This window comes from Salinivibrio sp. PR919 (assembly GCF_001995355.1).
Classification (GTDB): domain Bacteria; phylum Pseudomonadota; class Gammaproteobacteria; order Enterobacterales; family Vibrionaceae; genus Salinivibrio; species Salinivibrio proteolyticus.
Genome location: NZ_MUFL01000001.1, coordinates 35,071 through 60,848, shown reverse-complemented (window position 1 = coordinate 60,848; position 25,778 = coordinate 35,071). Strand labels below are relative to the sequence as shown.

Annotated in this window: 20 protein-coding genes; 4 read left to right on the top strand and 16 right to left on the bottom strand. The window is 52.1% G+C overall.

Annotated features, from left to right (window positions below):
- Position 1: 1 nt before the first annotated feature.
- From ribD to glyA, 3 genes are all read right to left on the bottom strand, one after another.
- The gene (gene ribD, locus BZG83_RS00260) at positions 2–1,135 is read right to left on the bottom strand and encodes a bifunctional diaminohydroxyphosphoribosylaminopyrimidine deaminase/5-amino-6-(5-phosphoribosylamino)uracil reductase RibD (RefSeq protein WP_077478918.1); all 1,134 of its coding nucleotides are present in this window, start codon (positions 1,133–1,135) and stop codon (positions 2–4) included.
- Complete coding sequence (nrdR, locus tag BZG83_RS00255; protein ID WP_069589271.1) at positions 1,132–1,581, bottom strand: transcriptional regulator NrdR; 450 nt, start codon at positions 1,579–1,581, stop codon at positions 1,132–1,134. Before nrdR ends, ribD begins: the two co-directional genes overlap by 4 nt.
- A 183-nt stretch (positions 1,582–1,764) precedes the next feature.
- Complete coding sequence (gene glyA, locus BZG83_RS00250; RefSeq protein WP_077455536.1) at positions 1,765–3,015, bottom strand: serine hydroxymethyltransferase; 1,251 nt, start codon at positions 3,013–3,015, stop codon at positions 1,765–1,767.
- 518 nt (positions 3,016–3,533) lie between these two features.
- On the opposite strand from glyA, the gene BZG83_RS00245 reads away from it, so the two are divergent.
- Positions 3,534–4,151: a YitT family protein gene (locus BZG83_RS00245; RefSeq protein WP_069590690.1), complete on the top strand. Its 618-nt coding sequence runs from the start codon at positions 3,534–3,536 to the stop codon at positions 4,149–4,151.
- A gap of 83 nt (positions 4,152–4,234) precedes the next feature.
- Here BZG83_RS00245 and glnB read toward each other — a convergent pair whose 3' ends face one another.
- Positions 4,235–4,573 (bottom strand): nitrogen regulatory protein P-II, encoded by a 339-nt coding sequence (glnB, locus tag BZG83_RS00240; RefSeq protein ID WP_046074987.1) that lies wholly within the window; start codon positions 4,571–4,573, stop codon positions 4,235–4,237.
- Positions 4,574–4,721: 148 nt separating this feature from the next.
- Positions 4,722–8,612 (bottom strand): phosphoribosylformylglycinamidine synthase, encoded by a 3,891-nt coding sequence (purL, locus tag BZG83_RS00235; protein WP_077478917.1) that lies wholly within the window; start codon positions 8,610–8,612, stop codon positions 4,722–4,724.
- Positions 8,613–8,975: 363 nt separating this feature from the next.
- Between purL and mltF the strand changes: the two genes are divergently transcribed.
- Entirely contained in the window at positions 8,976–10,445 is a 1,470-nt protein-coding gene (gene mltF, locus BZG83_RS00230; RefSeq protein WP_241825769.1) for a membrane-bound lytic murein transglycosylase MltF, read from the top strand.
- Positions 10,446–10,452: 7 nt separating this feature from the next.
- The gene (locus BZG83_RS16870; protein WP_167314748.1) at positions 10,453–10,614 is read left to right on the top strand and encodes a hypothetical protein; all 162 of its coding nucleotides are present in this window, start codon (positions 10,453–10,455) and stop codon (positions 10,612–10,614) included.
- Here the strand turns inward: BZG83_RS16870 and tadA are convergent.
- The 4 genes from tadA to guaB all read right to left on the bottom strand — a co-directional run bounded on the left by tadA (position 10,611) and on the right by guaB (position 16,198).
- Positions 10,611–11,129 (bottom strand): tRNA adenosine(34) deaminase TadA, encoded by a 519-nt coding sequence (gene tadA / locus BZG83_RS00225; RefSeq protein WP_077478916.1) that lies wholly within the window; start codon positions 11,127–11,129, stop codon positions 10,611–10,613. The genes BZG83_RS16870 and tadA overlap by 4 nt on opposite strands.
- Positions 11,130–11,227: 98 nt before the next feature.
- Positions 11,228–12,724, bottom strand: a complete 1,497-nt coding sequence (locus BZG83_RS00220) for an AbgT family transporter (RefSeq protein WP_101494777.1) — start codon at positions 12,722–12,724, stop codon at positions 11,228–11,230.
- A gap of 337 nt (positions 12,725–13,061) precedes the next feature.
- Entirely contained in the window at positions 13,062–14,639 is a 1,578-nt protein-coding gene (gene guaA / locus BZG83_RS00215) for a glutamine-hydrolyzing GMP synthase (protein WP_077458366.1), read from the bottom strand.
- A 95-nt stretch (positions 14,640–14,734) separates the two neighbouring features.
- A complete protein-coding gene (guaB, locus tag BZG83_RS00210) occupies positions 14,735–16,198 on the bottom strand; it encodes an IMP dehydrogenase (protein WP_077478914.1) in 1,464 nt (487 codons plus the stop codon).
- 247 nt (positions 16,199–16,445) lie between these two features.
- On the opposite strand from guaB, the gene xseA reads away from it, so the two are divergent.
- Positions 16,446–17,810: an exodeoxyribonuclease VII large subunit gene (xseA, locus tag BZG83_RS00205; RefSeq protein WP_077478937.1), complete on the top strand. Its 1,365-nt coding sequence runs from the start codon at positions 16,446–16,448 to the stop codon at positions 17,808–17,810.
- 402 nt (positions 17,811–18,212) lie between these two features.
- Here the strand turns inward: xseA and der are convergent, their stop codons facing one another.
- The 7 genes from der to pilW form a co-directional block, all read right to left on the bottom strand.
- Complete coding sequence (der, locus tag BZG83_RS00200; RefSeq protein ID WP_069590670.1) at positions 18,213–19,706, bottom strand: ribosome biogenesis GTPase Der; 1,494 nt, start codon at positions 19,704–19,706, stop codon at positions 18,213–18,215.
- A 91-nt stretch (positions 19,707–19,797) separates the two neighbouring features.
- Positions 19,798–20,955, bottom strand: a complete 1,158-nt coding sequence (gene bamB, locus BZG83_RS00195) for an outer membrane protein assembly factor BamB (protein ID WP_069590668.1) — start codon at positions 20,953–20,955, stop codon at positions 19,798–19,800.
- A gap of 9 nt (positions 20,956–20,964) precedes the next feature.
- Positions 20,965–21,567 (bottom strand): YfgM family protein, encoded by a 603-nt coding sequence (locus BZG83_RS00190; protein ID WP_077478913.1) that lies wholly within the window; start codon positions 21,565–21,567, stop codon positions 20,965–20,967.
- 12 nt (positions 21,568–21,579) lie between these two features.
- Positions 21,580–22,848: a histidine--tRNA ligase gene (gene hisS, locus BZG83_RS00185; protein WP_069590664.1), complete on the bottom strand. Its 1,269-nt coding sequence runs from the start codon at positions 22,846–22,848 to the stop codon at positions 21,580–21,582.
- Positions 22,849–22,895: 47 nt separating this feature from the next.
- Complete coding sequence (ispG, locus tag BZG83_RS00180; protein ID WP_077478912.1) at positions 22,896–24,029, bottom strand: flavodoxin-dependent (E)-4-hydroxy-3-methylbut-2-enyl-diphosphate synthase; 1,134 nt, start codon at positions 24,027–24,029, stop codon at positions 22,896–22,898.
- Positions 24,030–24,044: 15 nt separating this feature from the next.
- Positions 24,045–25,019: a cytoskeleton protein RodZ gene (gene rodZ / locus BZG83_RS00175; RefSeq protein WP_077478911.1), complete on the bottom strand. Its 975-nt coding sequence runs from the start codon at positions 25,017–25,019 to the stop codon at positions 24,045–24,047.
- A complete protein-coding gene (gene pilW / locus BZG83_RS00170) occupies positions 25,009–25,764 on the bottom strand; it encodes a type IV pilus biogenesis/stability protein PilW (RefSeq protein WP_069590658.1) in 756 nt (251 codons plus the stop codon). Before pilW ends, rodZ begins: the two co-directional genes overlap by 11 nt.
- Positions 25,765–25,778: the final 14 nt, after the last annotated feature.

The following is a 25,778-nucleotide window of genomic DNA, read 5'->3' as shown; positions in this document are numbered from 1 at the left end:
GTTATTCGTACTCTTGCGTGATCACGGCATGCTCAGAGAGCATGGCGGTTAAGCGAACATCGTCACCGAACCTCGTCACGTGATTAAAGTGAAAGCGCGGTGCATCGTCCATCCGTTGCATCCCATCTAAAGCAACTAAGGGGCGACTGTCGCCTCCTAACAGGACGGGGGCTTGGTAAACAATCAGTTCATCGACTAAAGATTCAGTGAGTAGCTGACCCGCCAGCCTCGCGCCCGCTTCAACCCACACTTTGTCAATGTCATGTTCCGCCAATGCGCCAAGGATAGCGGTGAGTGACGCATCGGGCATCACCCATTCTTGCACGTTATCCGGCCACGTATGATTACTCGGTGAATCAACAATACGGATCACATCGCCGTCAAGCTGATAGACGGTTGCATCCGGTGAGGTTTTATTATCTCTATCTAGCACAACACGCGTCGGTTGGCGCACAGTCGATTGCGGATAGGCATCGAGCGTGGCTCGAGGAAGTTGGCTTTGACGTACATTGAGGCTGGGGTTATCGGCCAATACCGTGGCGCTGGTCGATAAAATGGCACTGGCTTGAGCACGAAACGCTTGCACATCGGCGCGTGCAGACTCACCGGTGATCCATTTGCTTTGCCCGTTGGCTAAGGCGGTCCGGCCATCGAGACTCCCGGCCAGCTTAAGCTGTACATACGGCATCTGAGTGAGCATTCGCTTAATGAAACCGGGATTGAGCGCCTTGGCCTGCTCCGCCATCACACCGACGACCACCTCAATACCTGCTTCTTGTAAGCGTGCGATACCTCGCCCTGCCACTTGAGGATTGGGATCTTGCATGGCACACACCACGCGACTGACGTTAGCGGCAATTAAGGCATCGCAACACGGTGGAGTGCGACCATAGTGAGAGCAAGGCTCTAAGGTGACATAAGCTGTCGCCCCTTGCGCGCGTTTCCCCGCCGCCTTTAAAGCGTGTACCTCGGCATGTGGACCGCCGGGAGCAAGATGAAACCCTTCACCAACAATGTCGTCGCCATGAGCAATCACACAGCCCACATTGGGATTCGGAGTCGTGGTAAAGCGCCCTTGAGCGGCAAGCGCGAGTGCACGCGCCATCATGGTGTTATCGCGTTGGTTGTTACTCATTTTTGCAGCCGTGCAATTTCTTCACCGAACTCACGAATATCTTCAAAGCTGTGATAGACAGAGGCAAAACGGATATACGCCACTTTATCGAGCTCTTTGAGTGCTTCCATCACCAAGTTACCAACCGAGGCTGAGCTAATCTCTCGCTCACCGGTCGCGCGAAGGCGTGATTTAATGCTGTTGATCGCTTTTTCAATATCGTCCGCACTGACAGGCCGTTTTTCCAGCGCACGCTGAATGCCACCGCGCAGCTTTTCTTCGTCAAAAGGCTCACGATTGCCATTGGTTTTGATGATGCGTGGCATCACCAGCTCTGCCGTTTCGAACGTGGTATAGCGTTCTGCGCACGCCAAACACTGGCGACGACGACGAACTTGATGGCCATCGGCGACGAGTCGAGAATCGATCACTTTGGTGTCGGTTGCACCACAGAATGGACAGTGCATGGGGCTAGCCTCCTCAATATCATCCCGTTAGTGTAACCGATTTGCGATTATGAAAAAGCCTGCAAACGGCGAGTTTGTAACGATTCTGTGCGCAAAGCTGATTTCGCTAACAATCGGTGGCTAACCACGCACCAAAAAGGCGCCTGAAGGCGCCTTTGCTTTTTCACTTACAACGCTTACCGGTTACGCATAAACCGGTAGGCGGCGGCAAATGGCTTGAACTTTCTCTTTAGTTTCAGCAATCACTTGCTCATTATTGATGTTATCTAACACATCACACATCCAATGCGCGAGCTGTTCAGCGTCTTGCTCGCTAAAGCCACGGCGTGTAATCGCTGGCGTCCCCACACGAATGCCTGAGGTGACAAACGGGCTACGTGGATCGTTCGGCACACTGTTTTTGTTCACAGTGATATTCGCGGCACCGAGCGCAGCATCCGCTTCTTTACCGGTGATGTCTTTGTCAATCAAATCAACCAAGAACAAGTGGTTGTCGGTTGATCCTGACACGATGTTATAACCGCGTGCTTGGAACCCTTTAACCATCGCACGAGCGTTATCAATCACGCGCGCTTGATAGGCTTTAAACTCAGGTTCCATCGCCTCTTTAAACGCGACAGCTTTACCCGCAATTACGTGCATCAGTGGGCCACCTTGACCACCTGGGAACACCGCAGAGTTGAGCTTTTTGTAGAGGTCTTCACCCGCATTAGACAGGATCAAACCRCCGCGCGGCCCTGCAAGGGTTTTGTGGGTGGTGGTGGTGACCACGTGYGCRTGTGGYAAKGGATCTGGATACACGCCTGCTGCAATCAAACCAGCAACGTGTGCCATGTCCACCATGAACCAAGCGCCCACTTTGTCGGCGATTTCACGCATACGCTTCCAATCCACCACTTGCGAATAGGCAGAGAAACCACCAATGATCATTTTCGGCTTATGTTCCAGCGCGAGCTGTTCCATTTGCTCGTAATCAATCTTACCCGCTTCATCAATGCCGTACGCAACCACTTCATAGTGTTTGCCTGAAAAGTTGACCGGAGAGCCGTGCGTTAAGTGGCCACCATGCGCCAAGCTCATGCCCAAAACCTTGTCGCCTGGGTTAAGTAGCGCCATATAGACCGCGCTGTTGGCTTGTGAGCCTGAGTGAGGTTGCACGTTGGCATATTCACAACCAAACAATTCACACGCACGCTCAATCGCGAGAGCTTCTACTTTATCGACATGCTCACAGCCGCCGTAATAACGCTTTCCGGGGTAGCCTTCGGCATATTTGTTGGTCAGTTGAGAGCCTTGCGCTTCCATGACGCGTGGGCTGGTATAGTTTTCTGACGCAATCAGCTCAATGTGTTCTTCCTGACGAGCCGTTTCTTCTTCAATGGCTGCGAACAGTGCCGGATCGTAATCCGCAATCTTCATGTCACGCTTTAGCATTTGTCTCTCCTGACTCAATGGTGGCGGGCTATTACCCTTAAAGCGAATGCTACCCGTACCCAAGTTGGCCCGATAGCTCGAATGGTTTTGATATGGCATAGTGCACCACACCTTGGGTTAGTCGCCTTACGCATTTAAAGTGACTAAACCAAGGCAAACGGGCGGAAAAAACGGCGTTTTAAAAGCCTGACGCAAACGTTTTCTCTAGCGCCATTACTGCGTTCGTCATTTTACAAAAAAACCGCTGCAACAGGTAGTGTCAATCGGCCGTTTTTTTTATACGTCGGTTGTGCCAGATTAGTCCGCCACACAGAAACGCAGATTGTGCGCTGTAAACAATTTACACGCGAGTATCAAATTGCTGACATCCTATCAGCCAGTGATTTACTTGGCTGACTTTTTATTACTCTCATTTGGCGATAAAATCCGCGCCCGCAATTCCCATTAACTTTTTTTAACCGCCGCCCCAGTTGGGTTTTGGCGGACTTTTTGTTGCTGTTTATGTAGGGAGAAGCCGTGTGAGCCGATATCAACACAGCTTAAAAGAAGATGTGATCGCCATTGCCTCTGGGGCGTTTCTCGTCGCACAAGGGGTGTTTTTCTTGCAACAGGCCGGACTGTTAACCGGCGGGACGACTGGCCTTGCTTTGTTGGTCAGCCAATTTACCGACCTGTCCTTCGGCACCCTGTACTTTCTGTGTAACTGTCCGTTTTATTTGATGGCTTGGTTTCGCATGAGCCCGCGCTTTGCTGTGCGCAGCTTACTCGCCGGTGGCGCGGTGTCCGTGATGGCCGATCATATCGCCTACTTTTTTCAAATCACTTGGTTGGCCCCCGCCTATTGTGCGGTCATTGGGGGCTTGCTGATGGGCGTCGGCATGTTGATGATTTTCCGCCACAATGCCAGCTTAGGCGGTTTTAACGTACTGGTGCTCTATTGTCAGGACAAATTTGGGATCTCGGCAGGAAAACTACAGATGGGCATCGACTGTACCATCTTGGCGTTGTCTTTCTTCCTCATCGACCTCAATCTCTTGATGTGGTCGGTAGTTGGCGCGATTGTGCTCAACTTAGTCTTGGCGATGAATCATAAGCCCGGGCGCTATCAGGCGCATCCTGCTAACCCCGGCGCGTAGTCAATCACAACACCACACAAACAACAAAGCCAAGCATCACGCTTGGCTTTTTGTTGCTTACCGTATTAGTCCAACTCGCGATATTAAATCGCTTCTTCGTCTTCCTCACCGGTACGGATACGCACCACGCGCTCAACATCAAAGACAAAGATTTTACCATCACCAATTTTACCGGTTTGTGCGGTATCAATGATGGTATCCACACACTGCTCAGCCACATCGTTACTGACGATCACTTCAAGCTTCACTTTGGGTAAAAAATCGACCATATATTCGGCGCCACGATAAAGCTCAGTATGACCTTTTTGACGACCAAAACCTTTTACTTCTGAGACAGTCATCCCCGTAATCCCCACGTCGGCAAGTGCTTCGCGTACGTCATCGAGTTTAAATGGCTTGATGATGGCTTCAATTTTTTTCATTCCGTTATCCTTCTCGTTGGCCGCAGCCGGTCCTGATGGATCAGTTGTTTAGCTGAAATTGTATCGCAGCCGGATAAAAAATCATCCATCGATTCACGCTTATCACTAAAAAGCCGCCATAGATTGGCGGCTTTGATTGGTATAAGGCTTATCCCAGTGTGACCCGCGCGTTGCGGAACATGCGCATCCACGCACTGTCTTCGCCCCAATCATCAGGGTGCCAAGAGTTAGCGACCGTACGGAATACCCGCTCAGGGTGAGGCATCATAATGGTGACGCGGCCCGACTCAGTGGTCAGCGCGGTAATGCCATTCGGTGAGCCGTTCGGGTTGGCCGGATACGCTTGTGTTGGCTGGCCGTGATTATCGGTGTAACGCAGCGCCACAGTGCCGGACGCCTCAATGGCCGCCAAATGCTCAGCATCACGCACCTCAACGCGTCCCTCACCATGCGATACCGCAATGGGCATCCGTGACCCTGCCATCCCAGCAAAGAAGGCGGATGGGCTTGATTGCACTTCCACCATGCTAAAGCGCGCTTCAAAGCGCTCCGACTCATTACGAACAAATCGTGGCCAGTGTGCGGCGCCTGGGATCAGTTCATGCAGGTTCGATAGCATTTGGCAGCCATTGCACACACCAAGTGCTAAGGTGTCTTCACGCATAAAGAAGGCACTAAATTGATCGCGCGCGCGGCTGTTAAACAAAATCGATTTCGCCCAACCTTCACCGGCGCCCAACACGTCACCGTAAGAGAAACCACCACAAGCCACCAGCCCTTGGAAACCGTCCAAACTGACGCGTCCTGAGAGAATGTCGCTCATATGAACGTCCACGGCGTTAAATCCAGCGCGATCGAAGGCAGCTGCCATTTCCACATGTGAGTTCACGCCTTGCTCACGCAAAATAGCCATCGTCGGTTGTTGACCGGTGGCGATATACGGCGCAGCAATATCTTCATGCACGTCAAAGCTCAGGCTAGCGTGCAACCCAGGATCGGCCGCCTGCTTGGCGTCAAACTCTTGGCGAGCACAGTCCGGATTATCGCGACGCGCTTGCATTTGGTAGGTGGTTTCAGCCCAAATCTGACGCAGGTGCTGGCGACTGGCTTGATAGATAGGCGCCTCACCATGACGCAAGATAATCTCATCGCTATCGCTTAAGCCGCCAATCAAGTGACTGCATGCGGTTAATTGATGTTCATCCAACACCGCATTAACACGCTCGAGATCTTGCGCTGCCACTTGGATCACCGCGCCCAGTTCTTCGTTAAACAGTACCGACAAGGCATCGTCGCCTAAACGGGCGATATCCACGTCAATACCGGTATGACCGGCAAACGCCATTTCCGCCAAGGTAACGAACAGTCCGCCATCGGCTCGGTCGTGATACGCCAGTAGCTTTTGCTCTGCTACCAAGGTTTGCATCGCATTGAAAAAGCCTTTTAGGCGGGCGCTGCTGGTGACATCGGCAGGCTTATCGCCCAATTGGTGGTAAACCTGAGCCAACGCGGTTGCGCCCAGACGCTGCGCGCCCTCACCGAGGTCAATCGCAATCAAGTGGCTATCACCTTTATCGGTACGCAGTTGTGGGGTCACGGTACGACGCACATCTTCCACGCGGCCAAAGGCGGTGATAATCAGCGACATCGGCGCGGTGACGGTTTTATTTTCACCGTCTTGCTGCCACTGGGTTTTCATCGACATCGAGTCTTTACCCACCGGAATGGTCAGTGACAGCTCAGGACACAGCTCCTCGCCAACGGCTTTAACCGCTTCGTACAAGCCGGCGTCTTCGCCCGGATGACCTGCCGCGGACATCCAGTTCGCAGACAGTTTAATGTTAGTCAGGCTACCAATATCGGCACAGGCAATATTGGTGAGTGCTTCTCCCACCGCCATACGGGCAGAGGCAGCAAAGTCAAGCAAGGCAGCTGGGGTACGCTCACCCATCGCCATCGCTTCGCCGTGATAACTGTCATAGCTGGCCGCCGTCACCGCACAGTTAGCGACGGGTACCTGCCAAGGGCCGACCATTTGGTCACGCGCAACCAATCCGGTCACCGAACGGTCACCGATAGTGATCAAGAAGGTTTTCTCCGCCACCGCCGGCAAGCGTAAAACACGCTCACAGGCTTCATCCAGCTCAATGCCTTGGGTGTTAAGCGCAACACCTGTCACTTGCTGACGCGTCACATCCCGGTGCATTTTGGGCGCTTTACCCAGCAAGATATCCATCGGCATGTCGATAGGGGTATTGTTGAAGTGGCTGTCTTCAAGCGACAGGTGACGCGCATCGGTCGCCTCACCAATCACTGCGTATGGCGCCCGTTCACGCTCGCACAAGGCTTCGAAAAGCGCCATATTTTCGGGTTTCACCGCCAAGACATAACGCTCTTGTGACTCGTTACACCAAATGGCAAGCGGACTCATTCCCGGCTCGTCATTTGGAATGTCACGCAAATTAAAGCGTCCACCGCGGCCGCCATCATCGACCAGCTCTGGCATGGCATTGGACAAGCCACCCGCGCCCACATCGTGGATAAAGGCAATCGGGTTGTTGTCGCCAAGTTGCCAGCAACGATCAATCACTTCTTGGCAGCGACGCTCCATTTCTGGGTTCTCACGCTGTACCGAGGCAAAGTCTAAGTCTTCCGCCGACTGGCCTGATGCCATCGACGATGCCGCCCCGCCGCCAAGGCCGATGTTCATCGCCGGGCCACCTAACACAATCAGTTTAGCGCCCACATCTATCTCACCTTTTTGCACATGGCCGTCGCGGATGTTACCCATTCCACCGGCGATCATGATGGGTTTGTGATAGCCACGCACTTCCTCACCGGCATGCGAGGTCACCAATTGCTCATAGGTGCGGAAATAACCCAGCAAGTTAGGTCGGCCAAATTCGTTGTTAAACGCCGCGCCGCCTAGCGGGCCTTCCAGCATAATATCGAGCGCAGTAGCAATGCGCTCAGGCTTGCCATAATCTCGCTCCCACGGCTGAATAAAGCCCGGAATTTTGAGGTTAGAGACGGAAAAACCGACCAATCCTGCTTTGGGTTTGCCTCCGACACCGGTTGCCCCCTCATCACGAATCTCACCGCCAGAGCCTGTTGCCGCGCCTGGCCACGGTGAAATCGCGGTAGGATGGTTGTGGGTTTCCACCTTCATCAAAATATGAGCCGGCTCATGGTGATATTGATAAGTGTGGCTGTCAGGGCTGGGGAAAAAGCGCCCAACGCTTGAGCCCGTCATCACGGCTGCGTTGTCTTTATACGCCGACAGCACGTTATCTGGGGTTTGCTCATAGGTGTTTTTGATCATTTTAAACAGCGACTTAGGCTGTTTTTGACCATCAATAGTCCAGTCGGCGTTAAAGATCTTGTGTCGGCAATGCTCTGAGTTAGCTTGCGCAAACATCATCAGTTCGATGTCGTTTGGGTTACGCCCCAGCTGGGTGAAGTTCTCGACCAGATAGTCAATTTCGTCTTCTGCCAGTGCCAACCCTAAGGCTTGGTTCGCCTCAACTAAGGCGGCTCGGCCACCGGAGAGAATGTCTACGCTATGCATCGGCGCAGGTTCCGCTTGCTCAAACAGCACCGCGGCGGCCTCAAGCTCATCGAACACAGCTTCCATCATCCGATCGTGCAACAATCCGATTAAGGTTGCGTGTTGTTCTTTGGTCAAAGGCGCAGATAACTGAATATAGTACGCTGTACCGCGCTCCAAGCGCTTCACCGCATCCAAGCCGCAGTTATGGGCAATATCGGTTGCCTTGGATGACCACGGCGACAAGGTGCCGGGACGAGGCGTAACGAGAAACAACGTCCCTTCAGGCGCATGCGGCGGTAAAGTGGGCCCGTAAGTCAGCAACTTTTCGAGCTTTTCGCGACTCGCGCTATCCAAGGGGTGATGCAAATCAGCGAAGTGAATAAACTCAGCATACAGTGCCGTGACTGGCAACTGATGCGCTTGACAGCTAGCCAGCAGTTTATTGACACGAAACTCAGACAGTGCGGGGGAACCACGCAAAATATCCATGTGCGTACGTCTCTCGTTAGCAGTTAGTGAAAGGGGTATACCCAAATTAACACGCGTTGACATGTAAACTTGGGTATCACCACTCACACTGGCAGCCTTTGCTGTCCGCAGGTTCACGCCCATTTTTTGCTGGCCTTTTAAGCAAGCGGCGGCCATTATAGGGGAAAATCTTCGCGGGCAACACACCTGACGCAACCGTTTGCGCAAAAAATTTCCCCTCTATCGGTCGGACGCCTATTCACGTAGAATGGAGGGTCCATTGATCACGGCCTGTGTCTTCACGCCGGCCCGCAACAAGAGCAACAGCCTTTGAGACAGCGTCGATTTACTCTGCCATCTTGGATTGCCTGCGTGGCCCTTGTGCTGCTAACCCTGCCTTTGGCGGGCTGTGATTGGCATTTTGATGATCGGACGACCCTCGAAAAAATCCGCGATCGCGGTGTGCTACGAGTGGGCACACTCAACAACCAGCTTTCTTATTACATCGGTCCCAATGGCCCAACCGGCCTAGATTATGATCTAGCCAAGCGCTTTGCCGACAAGCTGGGCGTGAAATTGGAAATGACGCCCACCTATACGCTTTCTGGCCTCTTTCCAGCACTAGAACGTGGCGATGTCGATATTATTGCCGCGGGTCTGACCATCACACCGCAACGTCTTGACGCCTTTCGCCCCGGTCCTGCGTACTATTTTGTCAGCCAGCAAGTAGTGTATAAAAACGGCCACTGGCGACCGCGTGATGTCGACGACTTCAACCGAGATGATGCTGTGATGGCAGTGGTTGAAGGCTCCAGTCATGACTTAACACTGCAATCACTGAAAAAAGCCCATCCCGCACTGTCTTGGCAAGTCGTCCAAGATGCCGATGACGACGAACTCCTCAAACAAGTCGCGAATGGTGACATCGACTTTACCATTGCCGACTCCGTCGATATTGCGCTGATCCAACGCACACACCCTGATATCACGGTCGCGATGGAACTGAGCGAAGACGAGCCCGTAGCTTGGTTTATGAAAAAGCAAGGCGATAGCAGCGCTTACGCCTTAATGGTGGAATTTTTTGGTGATCTCGCCCAAAGCGGTGAACTGGCGATTTTAGAAGAGAAATATTTTGGTCACGTGGATCAGTTTGATTACGTCGATACCCGCGCCTTTTTGCGCGCGATTGAGAGCAAACTGCCCAAGTGGGAGCCGCTATTTAAAAAGTACGCCAATGAATTTGACTGGCGTTTGCTCGCCGCCCTGTCTTATCAAGAATCACATTGGAACCCTCGCGCTATTTCACCGACTGGTGTGCGCGGCATGATGATGCTGACCTTACCGACCGCGAAATCTGTCGGCGTACGTAACCGCCTTGATCCCGAGCAAAGCATTAAAGGCGGCGCCCTTTATCTGCAACGAGTATTAGAACGCGTACCTGATAGCGTGAACCCGCATGAGCGTATTTGGTTCGCCCTCGCCTCGTACAATATCGGCTTTGGCCACATGATGGATGCACGCCGCCTCACGGAGGCACAAGGGGCCAACCCTAACTCGTGGAGTGATGTGAAAAAGCGTCTGCCCATGCTCGCCAAGCGCCAATACTATACCCAAACACGCTACGGCTATGCGCGTGGATACGAAGCGTTAAGTTACGTCGAAAATATCCGCCGTTATTATCAAAGTATTCTAGGCTATGAAAAAGCGCACATTGAAGCGCTCGACAATGAGCAGGTTGAAGACTTAGGCGGCCTACAAACCATTGTCGCGCCAGCGCCTGAGCAAGAGTCTGAAACCGTCACAGACACTGACGAAACGTCACCACAAAGCGACGCTAACCAGCAACAGCAATGAGGGCAGTATGGTTCCGAGAAAACGGCTCGTGAGAAGTAACTTCCGTAAAAACACGATTTCCGCCGCTAACCGGCGTAAGCGCATGCGTCAAAATATGCACAAGAAAGTGCTTTGGCGACAACGTACGTTTGCCATCCGCGAGTTCGCCGCCTTTGACGATGCATTTTAATCCTCGCCCTGCCCTCGAGCCGCTTTTTTAGCGGCTTTTTTTTCGGCTCGGCGACGACGGAAAAACGCCTGAAGCTGCTCACGGCAAGCATCTTCAAGCACTCCCCCTTGTGATGCCACATGATGGTTCACGCCCTCGTAACTGAGCAAGTTCATCACCGACCCTGCCGCACCGGTTTTAGGGTCGGAGGCGCCAAAATACACGTTGCGAATACGGCTATGCACCATAGCTGCAGCACACATCGGACAAGGCTCTAAAGTGACATACAAGTCAGCATCAATCAGGCGATAGTTCCCCAGCACTTGACCTGCTTGGCGCAGTGCCATGATTTCCGCATGCGCAGAGGCATCATGTTGGGTAATTGAACGGTTCCATCCGGTCCCGACAATCTCCCCTTGGTATACCACCACAGCCCCGACCGGCACCTCACCCTCTTGCTCGGCTTTTTCCGCTAGCGTCATGGCGTGGCGCATGTATTTTTCGTGCTCGTTTGATGGCGTTTGCAACTCGCTCATTCAAAACCCTGTAACTTCACCCATTGAGATGGCGCCAAGTATACGACACAAATAAGCCGGCTCGAAGGCCGGCTTGTCTATCGTCACATTGGAACGCGTTATTGAACCAAGTATTGATAGCTTGCTTGAATGCCCAACGGTAACCCAACCGCCCAATAAGCCAGAAGGAAAAGCGTCCAGCCCACCAGCATAGTGATGGAGTATGGGATCATTAACGAAGCCACAGTGCCAATCCCGGTCGATTTCACATAGCGCTGGCAATACACCACCACTAGCGGGAAGAACACCATCAATGGCGAAATAATGTTAGAGACGGAGTCACCCACACGATACGCCGCTTGCGACAATTCAGGAGAAATACCGACAACCATCAGCATTGGCACGAGAATCGGCCCAATCAGTCCCCATTTTGCCGATGCCGACCCGATCAGCAAGTTGACCATGGCGGTCAGCAGGATCATACCCACAATCGTCATTTCACCCGGCAATTTCATCGATTGCAGCAACTCAGCGCCGTTGAGCGCTAACAAGGTACCAATGTTGGATTGGGTAAATGCAGCCAAAAATTGCGCGCAGAAGAACGCCATCACCATGTACGCACCCATAGTCGCCATGGTATCCGACATGGATTTGATTACGTCTTGGCTGGTTTTAAAGGTACCTGCGGTTTTGCCGTAGACAATGCCCGGAATAATAAAGAGCACAAAAATCAGCGGTACGATTGATTGCATAATCGGCGCATCAAATGCAGTCAGTTCCCCTGACGGAGAGCGAAGTGGCGATGTTTCCGGCCAAGCAGCAGCAACAAGCGCAGCAATTCCCACCAACATAGCCAAGCCTGCGCGGTTAAACGCTTTACCTTCAATCGCCGTGAATGAGCCAAGATCGGGGGCGTCTTCAGCATCCTCATCAATCGGCGTGCGGCTAAGGCGCGGCTCAATGATTTTCTCGGTCACAAACCAGCCCAATGCCACAATCAAAATTGATGACAAGCCGGTAAAGTAGAGGTTCGCGAGTGGATTCACCTGATAGGTATCATCCAATACGTGAGCGGCTGATTCGGTAAAGCCTGCCAGCAAAGGATCAATGCCAGACGGAATGAAGTTCGCTGAAAACCCACCCGAGACACCAGCAAACGCAGCGGCAATCCCCGCCAGTGGATGGCGTCCCGCAGCATGGAAGATAATCCCGCCTAATGGGATCACCAGCACATAGCCTGCATCCGCCGCTGTGTGTGACACGATCGCCACCAAAATCAGCATCGGCGTAAGTGCTTGCTTCGGTGTCACACTCAACATTTTCTTGAGGCCGGTGGTGATAAAGCCTGACTGATCGGCCACGCCCACCCCTAACATCGCAACCAAAACAATGCCCAGCGGCGCAAAACCAGTAAAAGTGCTAACCATATTGGCTAGAAAGTGTGCGAGCGCATCGCCAGTCAGTAGGTTGTTCACTTGCACCGCATTCCCCGTCAGCGGGTGAACGGCATCGAACTCAACTTGCGATAAAATGGCCGACAGTACCCAAACGGTAATCAAGCCCCAGAAAAACAACAGTGCCGGATCAGGAATACGGTTTCCTGCCCGCTCAATCATATTTAAAAACCGGTCTAACCCTCGCGGGCCGTCAGCATCCGCTGACTGACTAAGTTGACTGCTCACAGCTCACTCCATATTGTTTCAATGTCGCCACAGCACATGCCCTGGCGCTGCCTTTAATGACAAATTAATGAAATATCGGCCCCAGTAAAGCAAAAATCAGCATAGTTAGCTACACATCAACCTGTTAGCAAAATGTTAACCATCAGATATATTTGCTTTTCAGCACAAAAAACCGCAGTGAAGGGATAACCTTGAAACATTTAGAAACAAAAAAGCCCACGCTAGGCATGGGCTTTATGTCGTTAATCTGACGTTTTACTTTCTCAAACGATTATTCCCACTCAATCGTCGCAGGCGGTTTGCCGGAGACGTCGTAAACCACGCGGGAGATGCCGTCGACTTCGTTGATAATGCGGTTCGACACTTTGCCAAGAAAATCGTATGGCAGGTGTGCCCAGTGCGCGGTCATAAAGTCGATGGTTTCGACAGCACGCAAGGCAATGATCCAATCGTATTTACGGCCATCGCCCATTACACCAACAGAACGTACCGGTAAGAAAACCGCAAACGCTTGTGAGACTTTGTCGTACAAATCGGCGTTGCGCAGTTCTTCGATAAAGATTGCATCGGCGCGACGTAGAAGGTCACAGTATTCTTTTTGGATCTCGCCCAGTACACGCACGCCAAGACCAGGCCCTGGGAATGGGTGGCGGTAAAGCATGTTGTAAGGCAGGCCTAGCTCAAGGCCAATCTTACGGACTTCGTCTTTGAACAGCTCTTTGAGTGGTTCAACCAAGCCCATTTTCATTTCTTCCGGAAGACCGCCCACATTGTGGTGCGATTTAATCACGTGTGCTTTACCGGTTTTCGAGGCTGCTGATTCAATCACATCCGGATAGATGGTGCCTTGCGCCAACCATTTGGCGTTTTTCATTTTGGTGGCTTGCTCGTCGAATACTTCAACAAACACGCGGCCAATGATTTTACGCTTAGCTTCAGGGTCAGCTTCGCCTTTCAGCGCGTCAAGGAAGCGGTCTTCGGCATTGACGTGGACAATGTTGAGGCCGAAGTGGTCACCAAACATTTCCAGTACTTGCTCGCCTTCGTTAAGGCGTAGCAGGCCGTTATCCACAAATACGCACGTGAGCTTGTCGCCAATCGCGCGGTGAACCAGCATTGCCACTACTGAGGAATCAACGCCACCAGATAGGCCAAGGATCACTTCATCATCACCGACTTGCTCGCGAATACGCTCAACCGCATCTTCGATGATAGATGCAGGAGTCCATAGGCGCTCACAACCACAGATGTTCATCACAAACTGCTCTAGCATGCGTTTGCCTTGGCGAGTATGCGTGACTTCCGGGTGGAACTGTACGCCGTAGAAGCGCTTCTCTTCGTTAGCCATCGCCGCAAACGGACAGGTGTCGGTTTCAGCGATTTTGACGAAATCTTCTGGGATAGCGACCACTTTATCACCGTGGCTCATCCACACATCCAATAGCGCGGTGCCATCTTCGGCGATCGCATCTTCAATACCATCAAACAAAGCACTGTTGGCAACACGCTTAACTTGGGCATAACCAAATTCGCGGTGCTCAGAGCCGGCCACTTTACCGCCCAGTTGCTCAGCCATGGTTTGCATACCGTAGCATACGCCAAGCACCGGCACGCCAGCATTAAAGACATACTCAGGCGCACGCGGTGAGCCAGCTTCAGCGACACTTTCAGGGCCACCGGAAAGGATGATGCCATCAGGGGCAAAATCACGAATATCTTGCTCTTCTACATCCCAGCTCCACAACTCACAATACACACCGATTTCACGGACACGACGTGCGATCAGTTGCGTGTACTGGGAGCCAAAGTCGAGGATCAAAATACGTTGAGCATGAATGTTTTTGGTCATTATCTGGCTTTCTCAATTAAGTGGAACAAAGGGGCGTTGTCAGCCCTCTTGGACGAATAGAAAGCGGTGTGGCCCTTAAGCCACACCGCCATACATTATCCGAGGCGATAGTTAGGCGCTTCTTTGGTGATGGTCACATCGTGAGCGTGTGACTCTTTCATGCCCGCGCCAGTCACGCGAACAAATTGCGCCTTGGTGCGTAAATCGTTGATGGTGGCAGAGCCCGTCAGACCCATGCATGAACGCAAACCACCCATTTGTTGGTGGATGATTTCTTTCATCATGCCTTTGTAATCTACGCGGCCTTCAATGCCTTCTGGGACCAATTTGTCGGCAGCATTGTCGCTTTGGAAATAACGGTCAGATGAGCCTTTTGACATCGCGCCCACCGATCCCATACCACGGTACGATTTGTACGCGCGGCCTTGGTAAAGCTCAACTTCACCCGGTGATTCTTCCGTCCCTGCCAGCATGGAGCCAACCATCACGCAGGATGCGCCAGCGGCAATCGCTTTACACATATCGCCCGAGAAGCGAATGCCACCGTCAGCAATGACCGGAATGCCATATTCTTGCGCGACGGCTGCTGCATCACTGATGGCTGTGATTTGTGGTACGCCAACCCCGGTCACAATACGGGTGGTACAAATCGACCCTGGGCCAATTCCCACTTTAACGGCATCAACACCAGCTTCAATCAGAGCACGAGCACCGTCTGCCGTGGCAACGTTACCCCCTACGATTTGCAGGTTTGGATACGCGGCGCGTGTATCACGAATGCGTTGCAGCACACCTTCAGAATGGCCGTGTGATGAGTCAATCAAAAGAACGTCGACACCGRCTTCCACCAAGGCGGCAACACGCTCTTCATTACCTGCGCCAGCACCGACGGCGGCACCCACGCGCAGACGGCCTTGCTCGTCTTTACAGGCGTTTGGTTTGCTTTCTGCTTTCTGGAAGTCTTTTGCGGTGATCATGCCGCTTAGGTGGTGGTCTTGATTGACGACCAAGATTTTTTCCACGCGGTGCTGCTGCATCATTTGCTGAACTTGCTCTCGATCCGCACCTTCTTGCACCGTGGCTAAGCGCGACTTCGGCGTCATCACTTCATCAACACGCTTGCTCAAATCAGACACAAAACGCACATCACGACCGGTGATAATACCGACAAGCTCTTTTTGCGCGTTAACCACTGGATAGCCGGCGAAACCGTTGCGTTCGGTGAGTGCTTTCACATCCGCAATGGTCATTTCTGGCGTCACTGTCACAGGATTTGTGACCATGCCCGCTTCGTAAATTTTAACCAAGCGAACTTGCTCAGCTTGCTGTTCAATGGTCATGTTTTTGTGGATAAAACCAAGGCCACCTTCTTGCGCAAGTGCAATCGCCAGACGGGCTTCTGTCACCGTATCCATCGCCGCTGATAAAACAGGGATGTTCAGGCTAATAGAGCGAGTCAGTTGGGTTCGCAGATCCGCAGTGTTCGGAAGAACAGTGGAATGGGCAGGGACGAGGAGTACATCGTCAAAGGTTAGCGCTTCTTTCGCGATTCTCAGCATTGCAATATCTCACACCAAAATTTGTGAAGGGGAACAAAATATTGCCGCAGCATTATACGTATAGCGCAAACGTTTGGCTACAGGTTTTTACTGAGAATTTTCATTTATTGGTGTCTTTGATTTTAGGCGCTTAATATTCAATCACTTCGGGTGAAAACGCCCGCTCACACACGGCATACGCTTAGCAATTGGCATCCTCAAAGCAGACAGGTAGTATGCGTGCAGGTGAATGAAAAAGGTTGGCGACGTGAGCACAAACAATCGCAACATTTTGACGGTATCTCGGCTGAATGCCGAAGTTCGGCTGTGTCTTGAGCGCGATATCGGCATTGTCTGGTTAAGCGGGGAAATTTCCAATTTTACCGCCGCAGTCTCAGGGCATTGGTATTTATCGCTGAAAGATAACCAAAGCCAAGTGAAATGTGCCATGTTCCGCGGTAACAACCGTCGTGTTACCTTCAAACCGAAAAATGGCGACCAAGTGTTAGTCCGCGCCCGAGTGTCCTTGTATGAGCCACGCGGTGACTATCAGTTGATCCTCGAAAGTATGCAACCTGAAGGGGATGGCCGGTTACAGCAAGAGTTTGAGCARCGTAAGCAGGCGCTTGCAGCCGAAGGGCTTTTTGCTCAAAGCGAGAAAAAGCCGTTACCCGCTCAACCACGCCGTATTGGTATTATTACCTCCAAAACCGGCGCTGCCTTGCATGATATTCTGCATGTACTCAAGCGACGCGATCCTAGCCTGCCCGTGGTCATTTATCCTACGCTGGTGCAAGGGCGCGATGCCGCGGTCAGCATCGCGCAAGCCATTGGTCGTGCCAATAGCCGTGCAGAGTGCGATGTTTTGATTGTCGGTCGTGGCGGGGGGTCGCTAGAAGATCTCTGGTGTTTTAATGAGGAAATCGTCGCCCGTACTATCGCTGCCAGCACGATTCCTATCGTCAGTGCGGTGGGTCATGAAGTGGATGTAACCATTGCTGATTTTGTCGCTGACATGCGCGCTCCAACCCCTTCAGCCGCTGCGGAGCTGGTTAGCCGCGATCTGAGTTATCGGCTTCAGCAATATCAGCAACGCGAGCAAGCACTCAGTCGCGCGATGGCCGATGTGCTTTATCGTCAGCAACGGCATCTCACTCAATTGTCGCACCGTTTGTCCCACCAGCATCCGCGCACACGCTTACAACAGCAAAGCCAGCGATTGGATGAGCTACAACGGCGCATGCAACAAGCGATGATGACTAAAATTCGTCGTGCTCAGGCGCAATGTAGCCAGTTGGACGGCCGATTGCAGCGTGCAACGCCAATCCACACCATTCATCGCCAGCAAGGGCATGTGAGCCAGCTTGAGCAGCGTCTTAATCACGCCATGGACGCTCACTTGCAGCACGCACAACAGCGGCTGCATACCCTGATGGCAACTTTAGATGCCGTTAGCCCACTGGCTACCCTAACCCGAGGTTATTCCATCACGCGTACGGGCGATGGCAAGGTGGTGACCCAGACCGATCAGCTTAGCGTGGGTCAAACATTACATACCCATCTGCGTGAGGGTGACATCACAAGTACGGTCACCGCGCTGACACCGGCTTCTGTCTCCCCCGCACAGGATTAACCTCTGTACAACCGACTTCTCTCTGATCTGATTGTGATCGCCTGATCGAGGGGTTAATGCCCCTTGATCAGCTTCCTACCCTAAAAAGAATATTTATCAATACACTTCCCGAAAGCATAAGTTACATGTTCTGCATTTGGATTTTAAGCGATATAAAAAACTATTTAGGTGCATATTTTGGACGTGATCCAGAATTAATGAAAAGAGAATAGCGTCAGGTGATGGTTGAATTCTCACCGCTCAAAAACCCGCCTAGCGCGGTATGACAGCGGATCGTTTCACTGACTGTAACCTGCATTTTAATGTGATTTAGATCACTTTATTTCCGCAAAAGATCATGAAAAGGATCATAGAGCGGTAAGAAAGATCAAAAAAAGCCCAGCGCGATGGCTGGGCAAGTGATTACTTTTTGTTTCGGTTTTTCACCATGTCCATCAAGCGCTTGCGCTGTCTGGACTGAGAAAGCGTCAGCTTCTCTTTCTTCCCTTCATACGGGTTTTCACTATTCTGGAACTGGATCTTAATCGGAGTGCCCATAATATCGAGCGTCCGGCGATAGTAGTTCATTAAATAGCGCTTGTAGGAGTCCGGAAGTTCATTGACCAAGTTACCGTGAATTACCACAATCGGCGGGTTATAGCCCCCGGCGTGTGCATATTTCAGCTTCACTCGGCGTCCTCGAATCATCGGCGGTTGGTGGTCGTCCTGCGCCATCTTCATAATACGCGTCAGCATCGACGTGCCTACACGCTTGGTCGCTGACTCATAGGCTTCTTGAATCGACTCAAACAAGTGACCCACACCCGTACCGTGCAGGGCAGATATAAAGTGAACACGCGCAAAGTCGACAAAACCCAGACGGCGGTCGAGCTCTGATTTGACACGCTCTTTCACTTCGCTATCCAATCCATCCCACTTGTTGACCGCTAGCACAATAGAGCGTCCGGCATTCAAGGCAAAACCCAGCAGGCTTAAGTCTTGGTCAGAGATGTTTTCGCGCGCATCAATCACCAGCAACACCACATTGGCGTCTTCAATCGCTTTAAGGGTTTGGATAACCGAGAACTTCTCGACTTTATCCGTCACGCGCTTACGACGTCGTACACCGGCGGTGTCAATCATCACGTATTCGCGTCCATCACGCTCCATAGGAATGTAGATAGAGTCGCGTGTGGTGCCTGGCATATCGTAAACCACCACGCGCTCCTCGCCGAGCATGCGGTTGGTTAGGGTCGATTTACCCACATTTGGACGGCCAATAATCCCGATTTTAATCGGCTGGGCTTGGAGGCGGGCGTACTCGTTTTCCGCTTCCTCTTCGGTCATGGTGGTTTCGTCTACCGGCTCGATATCATCCTCACCGGTGAGATCAACCAAACCAGCTTCTTGGTCTTCTTTGGCTTGTTCCGCGAACGGCATCAGCGCACGGTTGATCAAGGTACTTACACCGCGACCATGTGCGGCCGCAATTTGGTACATGTTGTCCATGCCTAGTTGCCAAAAGTCAGATGCGGCGGTGTCCGGATCCATCCCGTCGACCTTATTAACCACCAAGAAAGATGTTTTTTCACGGGTGCGAATATGCTGCGCAATCTCTTGGTCGGCCGGGGTTAAACCCACACGACCATCAACCATAAACAGGACAACGTCCGCTTCTTCAATGGCGGCCAAAGACTGCTCGGCCATTTTGGTTTCTACGCCTTCCTCGGTGCCATCAATACCGCCGGTATCGATAACGATGAACTCGTGTTCACCTAGCATCGCTTTACCGTATTTTCGATCCCTGGTCAGTCCCGGAAAGTCCGCTACTAGCGCATCACGCGTGCGGGTTAGACGATTAAAGAGCGTCGATTTCCCTACGTTCGGGCGCCCTACAAGGGCAATAACAGGAATCATGTAGACCTCTTCTCTTTCATTCTCTTATCAATGAACAAGGCTCCTCACTGTCAGAGCAGTCAGGAGCCCAAAATAATTATGTTGGCTAATTCTACTCGATGGTCAGTTTTCTCATTTGACCATCACGTGTGATCACAATATAGCCGTTATCCGTTTGTACTGGCGCAACAGCGATGCCATTACCTTCCAGTGACTGCTGAGCAACAAACTCGCCGGTTTGTGGATCAAGCCAGTGCAAATAACCTTGGCTGTCACCTACCATGATGTAACCGCTGCTCGCCGAAGGTGGCGTGAGAATCCGGTATTCCAGCTCAGTGTTACGCCATTTTTCTAGGCCGTTGCGTGCATCCAATGCCACGACATCGTCTTTATCATCAATCAGATAAACGGTGTTGCCCGCAACCATAAAGTCTGTCGCTGTCGAAAAATCACGCTTCCACGCCGCTTGGCCAGAGCGCAAATCAATCGACACCAATTGACCATTATACCCCACCGCGTACAGGCGGTCGCCTTCAATCACCGGAGTGGCATCCACATCGACCAGACGATCAATTTCGGTCGCCCCTTTCGGCGTGGCAATCGGAATTTGCCAGAGCGAGCGACCATCTTGGATCATCGCCGCGCCCAATCGACCATTGGCCATGCCCCAGAATAAACCGCCAGAGATAGTGACGGGCGCACTGTCACCACGCAAGCTGAGATTGGGTACATCGTTGGTGTTGTTCCATTGCACTTCACCCGATTCGGCATCCAACGCAACTAGCTCACCGCGGCTGGTGTTAACTACCACCAGTCCAGCTTCAACCAAAGGTTTTGACAGGATCTCACCGTTGACGTTTTGTTGCCAAACGAGTTCCCCGTTTTCGGCATCCAGTGCATAAAGCACTCCGGTTTCTGCACCAACATAGACTTTGCCGTAAGACGCACTCAAACCGCCCGAGAGCAAAGCAGGTACATCGGTTTGCACTGATTGTTCCCATACCGACTGGCCGGTCTGTAAATCATACGCGCCGATAAGGCCGTTACGATCTGCGGCAAAGACTTTGTCATAGGCCACGACCGGACGCAGTGCAGAGTAATAATGACCAACGCCATCACCGACTTGTGCTTTCCATTGCAAGCTTGGGGTAAATTGGCTATTCACCGTCGGCAATGGTGCCATTTGCACCACATCTTCTTCACCGGCACAACCGGCGAGCAACGCCAAGGCAGCTGCCATCGCCGCCCCACGCCATAATCCTTTTGTCATACCGCGACCTTACTGACTGAGGTTGTTAAGCTTCATGTTGACGGTTGGGCTCTCTGCCGCTGCAAGTGACGCCGCATAGGCGCTACGTGCCGCATCTTTGTCGCCTTTAAGCAGCATGATATCACCACGGATCTCTTCCACTTTTGCGCGCCAGCTTGGTGCCGTCACGCTATCGAGCTCAGTCACTGCGGTGTCATAATTACCTAACTCCGCCTCAATCCGCGCAAGACGTGTGGCAATTAAGCCATGAATGGCATCGTCTTTAACCCAAGCACTGGCTTGACGAAGCTGTTCGCTCGCTTGCGCAAGCTCCCCTTGTTCAACCAGTTTTTTCGCCAACTGCATGGCAGCTAACGCGCGATAGCCTTCGTGGTCTTCGCTTTTAACCACGTTCTCAAGGGCGGCGGTTTCGCCTTTGTCCAGACCACTAAGCGCTTGAACATATTGCTGTGAGGCTTGTTCCTTGCTCTCAGTCACGTGTGCTTGGTAGTAACGCCATCCATATAGCACACCCAATCCGACTACAGCGCCAATAACAACGGCTTTGCCGTTATCTCGCCACCACTTTTTAATCGCTTCAACTTGCTGTTCTTCTGTGGTGTAGACGTCCACGATCTGTCCTCTCTAAATCAAATCTGCGAGTGTCGCGGCGACCTCGTCTTGTTTCAAGGTTTGCTGCTCGCCGCCTTTCAAATCTTTTACTGCCACGGTGCCATTGGCGACTTCATCTTCGCCAAGCACCAGTGCCACAGACGCACCGACTTTGTCCGCACGTTTAAATTGTTTTTTGAAGTTACCCCCGCCAAAGTGCGACATAACACGTAGGCCCGGGACTTGCTCACGTAAGCGCTCAGCCAGCTGCATACCGGCAACGAGGCTGCCTTCTCCAACCGTGACAACATACACATCCACTGCAGGACGCACATCGTCTTGGTTCAGGGTTTCGAGCATCAGAACGAGACGCTCGAGGCCCATTGCGAATCCAACCGCAGGCGTCGCTTTACCGCCGAGTTGTTCAACCAAACCATCATAGCGRCCGCCGCCACATACTGTGCCTTGGGCGCCAAGGCTGTCTGTGATCCACTCGAACACGGTGCGGTTGTAGTAATCAAGGCCACGGACCAAACGGTGGTTAACCTCGTATTGGATGCCTGCTGCGTCCAAGAGTTCACATAAGCCGGCAAAATGCTGCTTCGATTCCTCATCGAGGTAGTCGCTCAGCTTAGGTGCATCCACCAGAATGGCTTGGATGTCGGCATTTTTGGTATCCAACACACGTAATGGGTTGGTTTTCATGCGGCGTTTGCTGTCTTCATCCAAAACAGATTCATGCTGCATCAAAAAATCCACCAAGGCTTGGCGATAGTCAGCTCGCGCTTGTGGCGAGCCAATTGAATTAAGCTCTAAACGGACGTGATCGGCAATGCCTAGCTCACGCCAGAGACGCGCCGTCATCATGATCAGTTCAGCGTCGACGTCTGGGCCATCAATACCGAACACTTCCACGCCAAATTGGTGGAATTGACGATAGCGACCTTTTTGAGGACGCTCGTGACGGAACATTGGGCCCGTGTACCAAAGGCGATGCTCTTGGTTATACAGCAAGCCATTTTCAATGCCGGCACGCACACAGCCCGCCGTCCCTTCCGGACGCAGTGTGAGGCTGTCACCATTGCGATCATCAAAGGTGTACATTTCTTTTTCGACAACGTCGGTGACTTCACCGATGGCGCGACTAAAAAGGTGTGTCGCTTCCACGATAGGCATGCGTACTTCGCTATAGCCGTAAGCACTGACCACCTGCTTGACCGTGTTCTCTAGTTTTTGCCATAGGGGAGACTGAGACGGGAGGCAATCGTTCATGCCTCGAATTGCTTGAATTGTTTTAGCCACGTTAACTTCCGTTACCGATTAAAGAGTGAGAATGGAGAAGGCGGCCGTTAGGCTTCGCCTTCCTTTTCAATTTGTGAGACGTCGATGCGGTTTTTTTCATCCATCATCGCCGCTTTCGCGCGAATTTTTGCCTCAAGTGCGTCGACAAGGTTCTCGTTATCGAAACGCTCTTTCTGACGCTTGCCATCGAGGTAATAGGCGCTGCGTTTGTTGCCTCCTGCCAAACCTAGGTGAGAGACTTCGGCTTCACCGGGTCCATTCACCACACAGCCAATCACAGAAACATCCATCGGCGTGGTGATGTCTTCAAGGCGCTGTTCGAGCGCATTCACGGTTCCTATCACATCAAATTCTTGACGCGAACAGCTTGGGCAGGCAATAAAGTTCACCCCGCGTGAACGAATCCGCAGTGATTTTAAAATATCAAAACCGACTTTGATTTCTTCTACCGGATCGGCGGCAAGAGATACGCGCAAGGTATCACCAATGCCTTCSGCTAATAGCATCCCTAGGCCCACCGCAGATTTAACCGCACCCGCACGGGCGCCACCCGCTTCGGTAATGCCAAGGTGCAGCGGTTGATCGATTTGCTGCGCCAATTTTCGATATGACTCAACAGCTAAGAATACGTCTGAGGCTTTCACGCTGACTTTAAATTGATCAAAGTTGAGCCGATCCAGGATATCGACATGGCGCATCGCTGACTCAACTAGCGCGTCTGGGGTCGGTTCGCCATATTTTTCTTGTAAATCACGCTCCAGTGATCCGCCATTCACGCCAATACGGATCGGGATATTCTTATCTCGTGCAGCATCCACCACGGCACGAATGCGTTCTTCACGGCCAATGTTACCTGGGTTGATGCGCAAGCAATCCACACCGTATTCTGCGACTTTTAAGGCAATACGGTAGTCAAAGTGGATATCCGCGACCAACGGGATCGCGGTCTGCGCCTTGATCAGTTTAAAAGCTTCAGCCGCATCCATCGTCGGTACCGAGACACGTACAATGTCGGCGCCCACTTTTTCTAGCGCTTTAATTTGCGCCACCGTGGCATCTACATCTGTGGTGCGCGTATTGGTCATCGATTGCACCGCTATCGGCGCACCATCACCAATGGGAACATTACCGACGTAAATACGTTTAGACGGACGGCGTTTAATCGGGGATTCGGTATGCATGTCGACGTTCTCTGATTACTGCGGAAGGCGCAACCGTGCCACTTGGCCGGTTGGATAGCCATCAAGATCAATATTATCGCCATTAAAAGTAATGGTCACCGCACTTGGGGCGCCCAATACCAGTTGATAAGGCGGCTCACCGTTTAAAGTCAGTGCATCGCCGTTGGTTTTAATGCCCGTGGCCAAGCGCGCACCGGTGGCATCACGGACGTCAATCCAGCAATCGCTGCTAAAGCGCATGACCAATGTGTTGTCCGCAGCGACCGGCGCTTCGTTATCATTGCCGACACTGTCATTGGCAACGCGCTGGGCTTCATCGATTTGTTCGCTGATGCTCGGTTCGCTGGTCGTTGACTCTGGCGCCACGGCTTGTGTCGCTTGTTGTCTTTCGCTAGAGGCCGGCACCGATGGCTCTGATTCAGCGTCCGAGATAGGTGCTTGTGCAGGCTCATCGCTTTGTGTTTCTTGCAGTGCGGCTTCTGGAAGTGGCTCAGCCACCGGCATGGTATCGGTGTCATTCGGCGTGGTCACCAACTCGTCCGCTGCTTGCTGTGGCACTATGGGTTCAACGGTTTGTTGATTTTGCCAGTACCAAGCACCCGTGATCCCAACTAAGATCAGCGCAATCACACCCGAGAGCATCATCAAGCGACTCTCGCTTTTCTGACGCCGTGTTTTGCGTGAAAAGCTCTGCATTTTTTGCACCGTTTCAGCACTATTGGCTTCCATATCGCTGGTACCAATCAGACTATCGGCGTCAATTTGCATCAGTTTGGCGTAGGATCGCAAATAGCCACGTGTAAACGTGGCCAATTGTTCGGTATCTGGATTGTTGTTTTCGAGATCTTCAATCACGCTCACGCGCAATCTCAGCCTGTCGGCAACATCGCGAACACTCCAGCCCATTTTTTCACGCGCTTGCTTTAATACTTCCCCGGGCGCAGGTTGAGTATGCGTTTGCGCTTGTTCTTCCGTCTGTTCAGTATTCATTCGCTAGGTACAATTGATATTCTTTGGATTCTGGAAACTGTTGCGCCAATCGTTGTGCATCATGGGCAGCTTGCTCCGCGTTGCCTTGTTGTTGATGTGCCTTCACTAAAAGCAGCAACCCCGCAGGGCGCTCGCCGATCTGTCTTTGCAGACGTTGAATTCGTGCGATAGCACGCGTCTCTTGCCCATCCTCGATTTCAAGTTTGGCAAGTTGCAATCCTGACCGCACTCGAAGTGGGTCATGATCGACGGCTTTTTCAAACAAGGCTTTTGCACTTTGCCTTTCCCCAGCGGTTAGCTGACAAAAAGCGGCATTTTCATAACTGTCTGACACCCGATGATAATACGGTTGCGCAATGGCTTGCAAAAATGCTTGCTTCGCCGCAGCAAAACGCCGCTGCTCACACAAAAATACACCATAATTGTTATATACATCGCCATTATCGGGCGCCTGGCGCAATGCTTGTTGATAAAAACGGTCGGCTTTTTCACTTTCTCCGACACGTTGTTGATAATACGCCATCGACAGCAAGGCACGATAGTAGTCTGGCGCATATCGTAGCGCTTGTTGTAAGTTTTGCTGCGCTTGTTGATAGCGATCACTGTTTAGGTAGCCTAATCCCAGTGATATTCGGGCATCTGCTGCCCGAATACTATCAAATTCTGAACTTTTTTGCTTTTCTACTGGCGTGGCACATCCAGCCAACGTCATGATGAGTAAGAGTACACAGCCAGTACGGTGCATGTCCCTATCCTTTT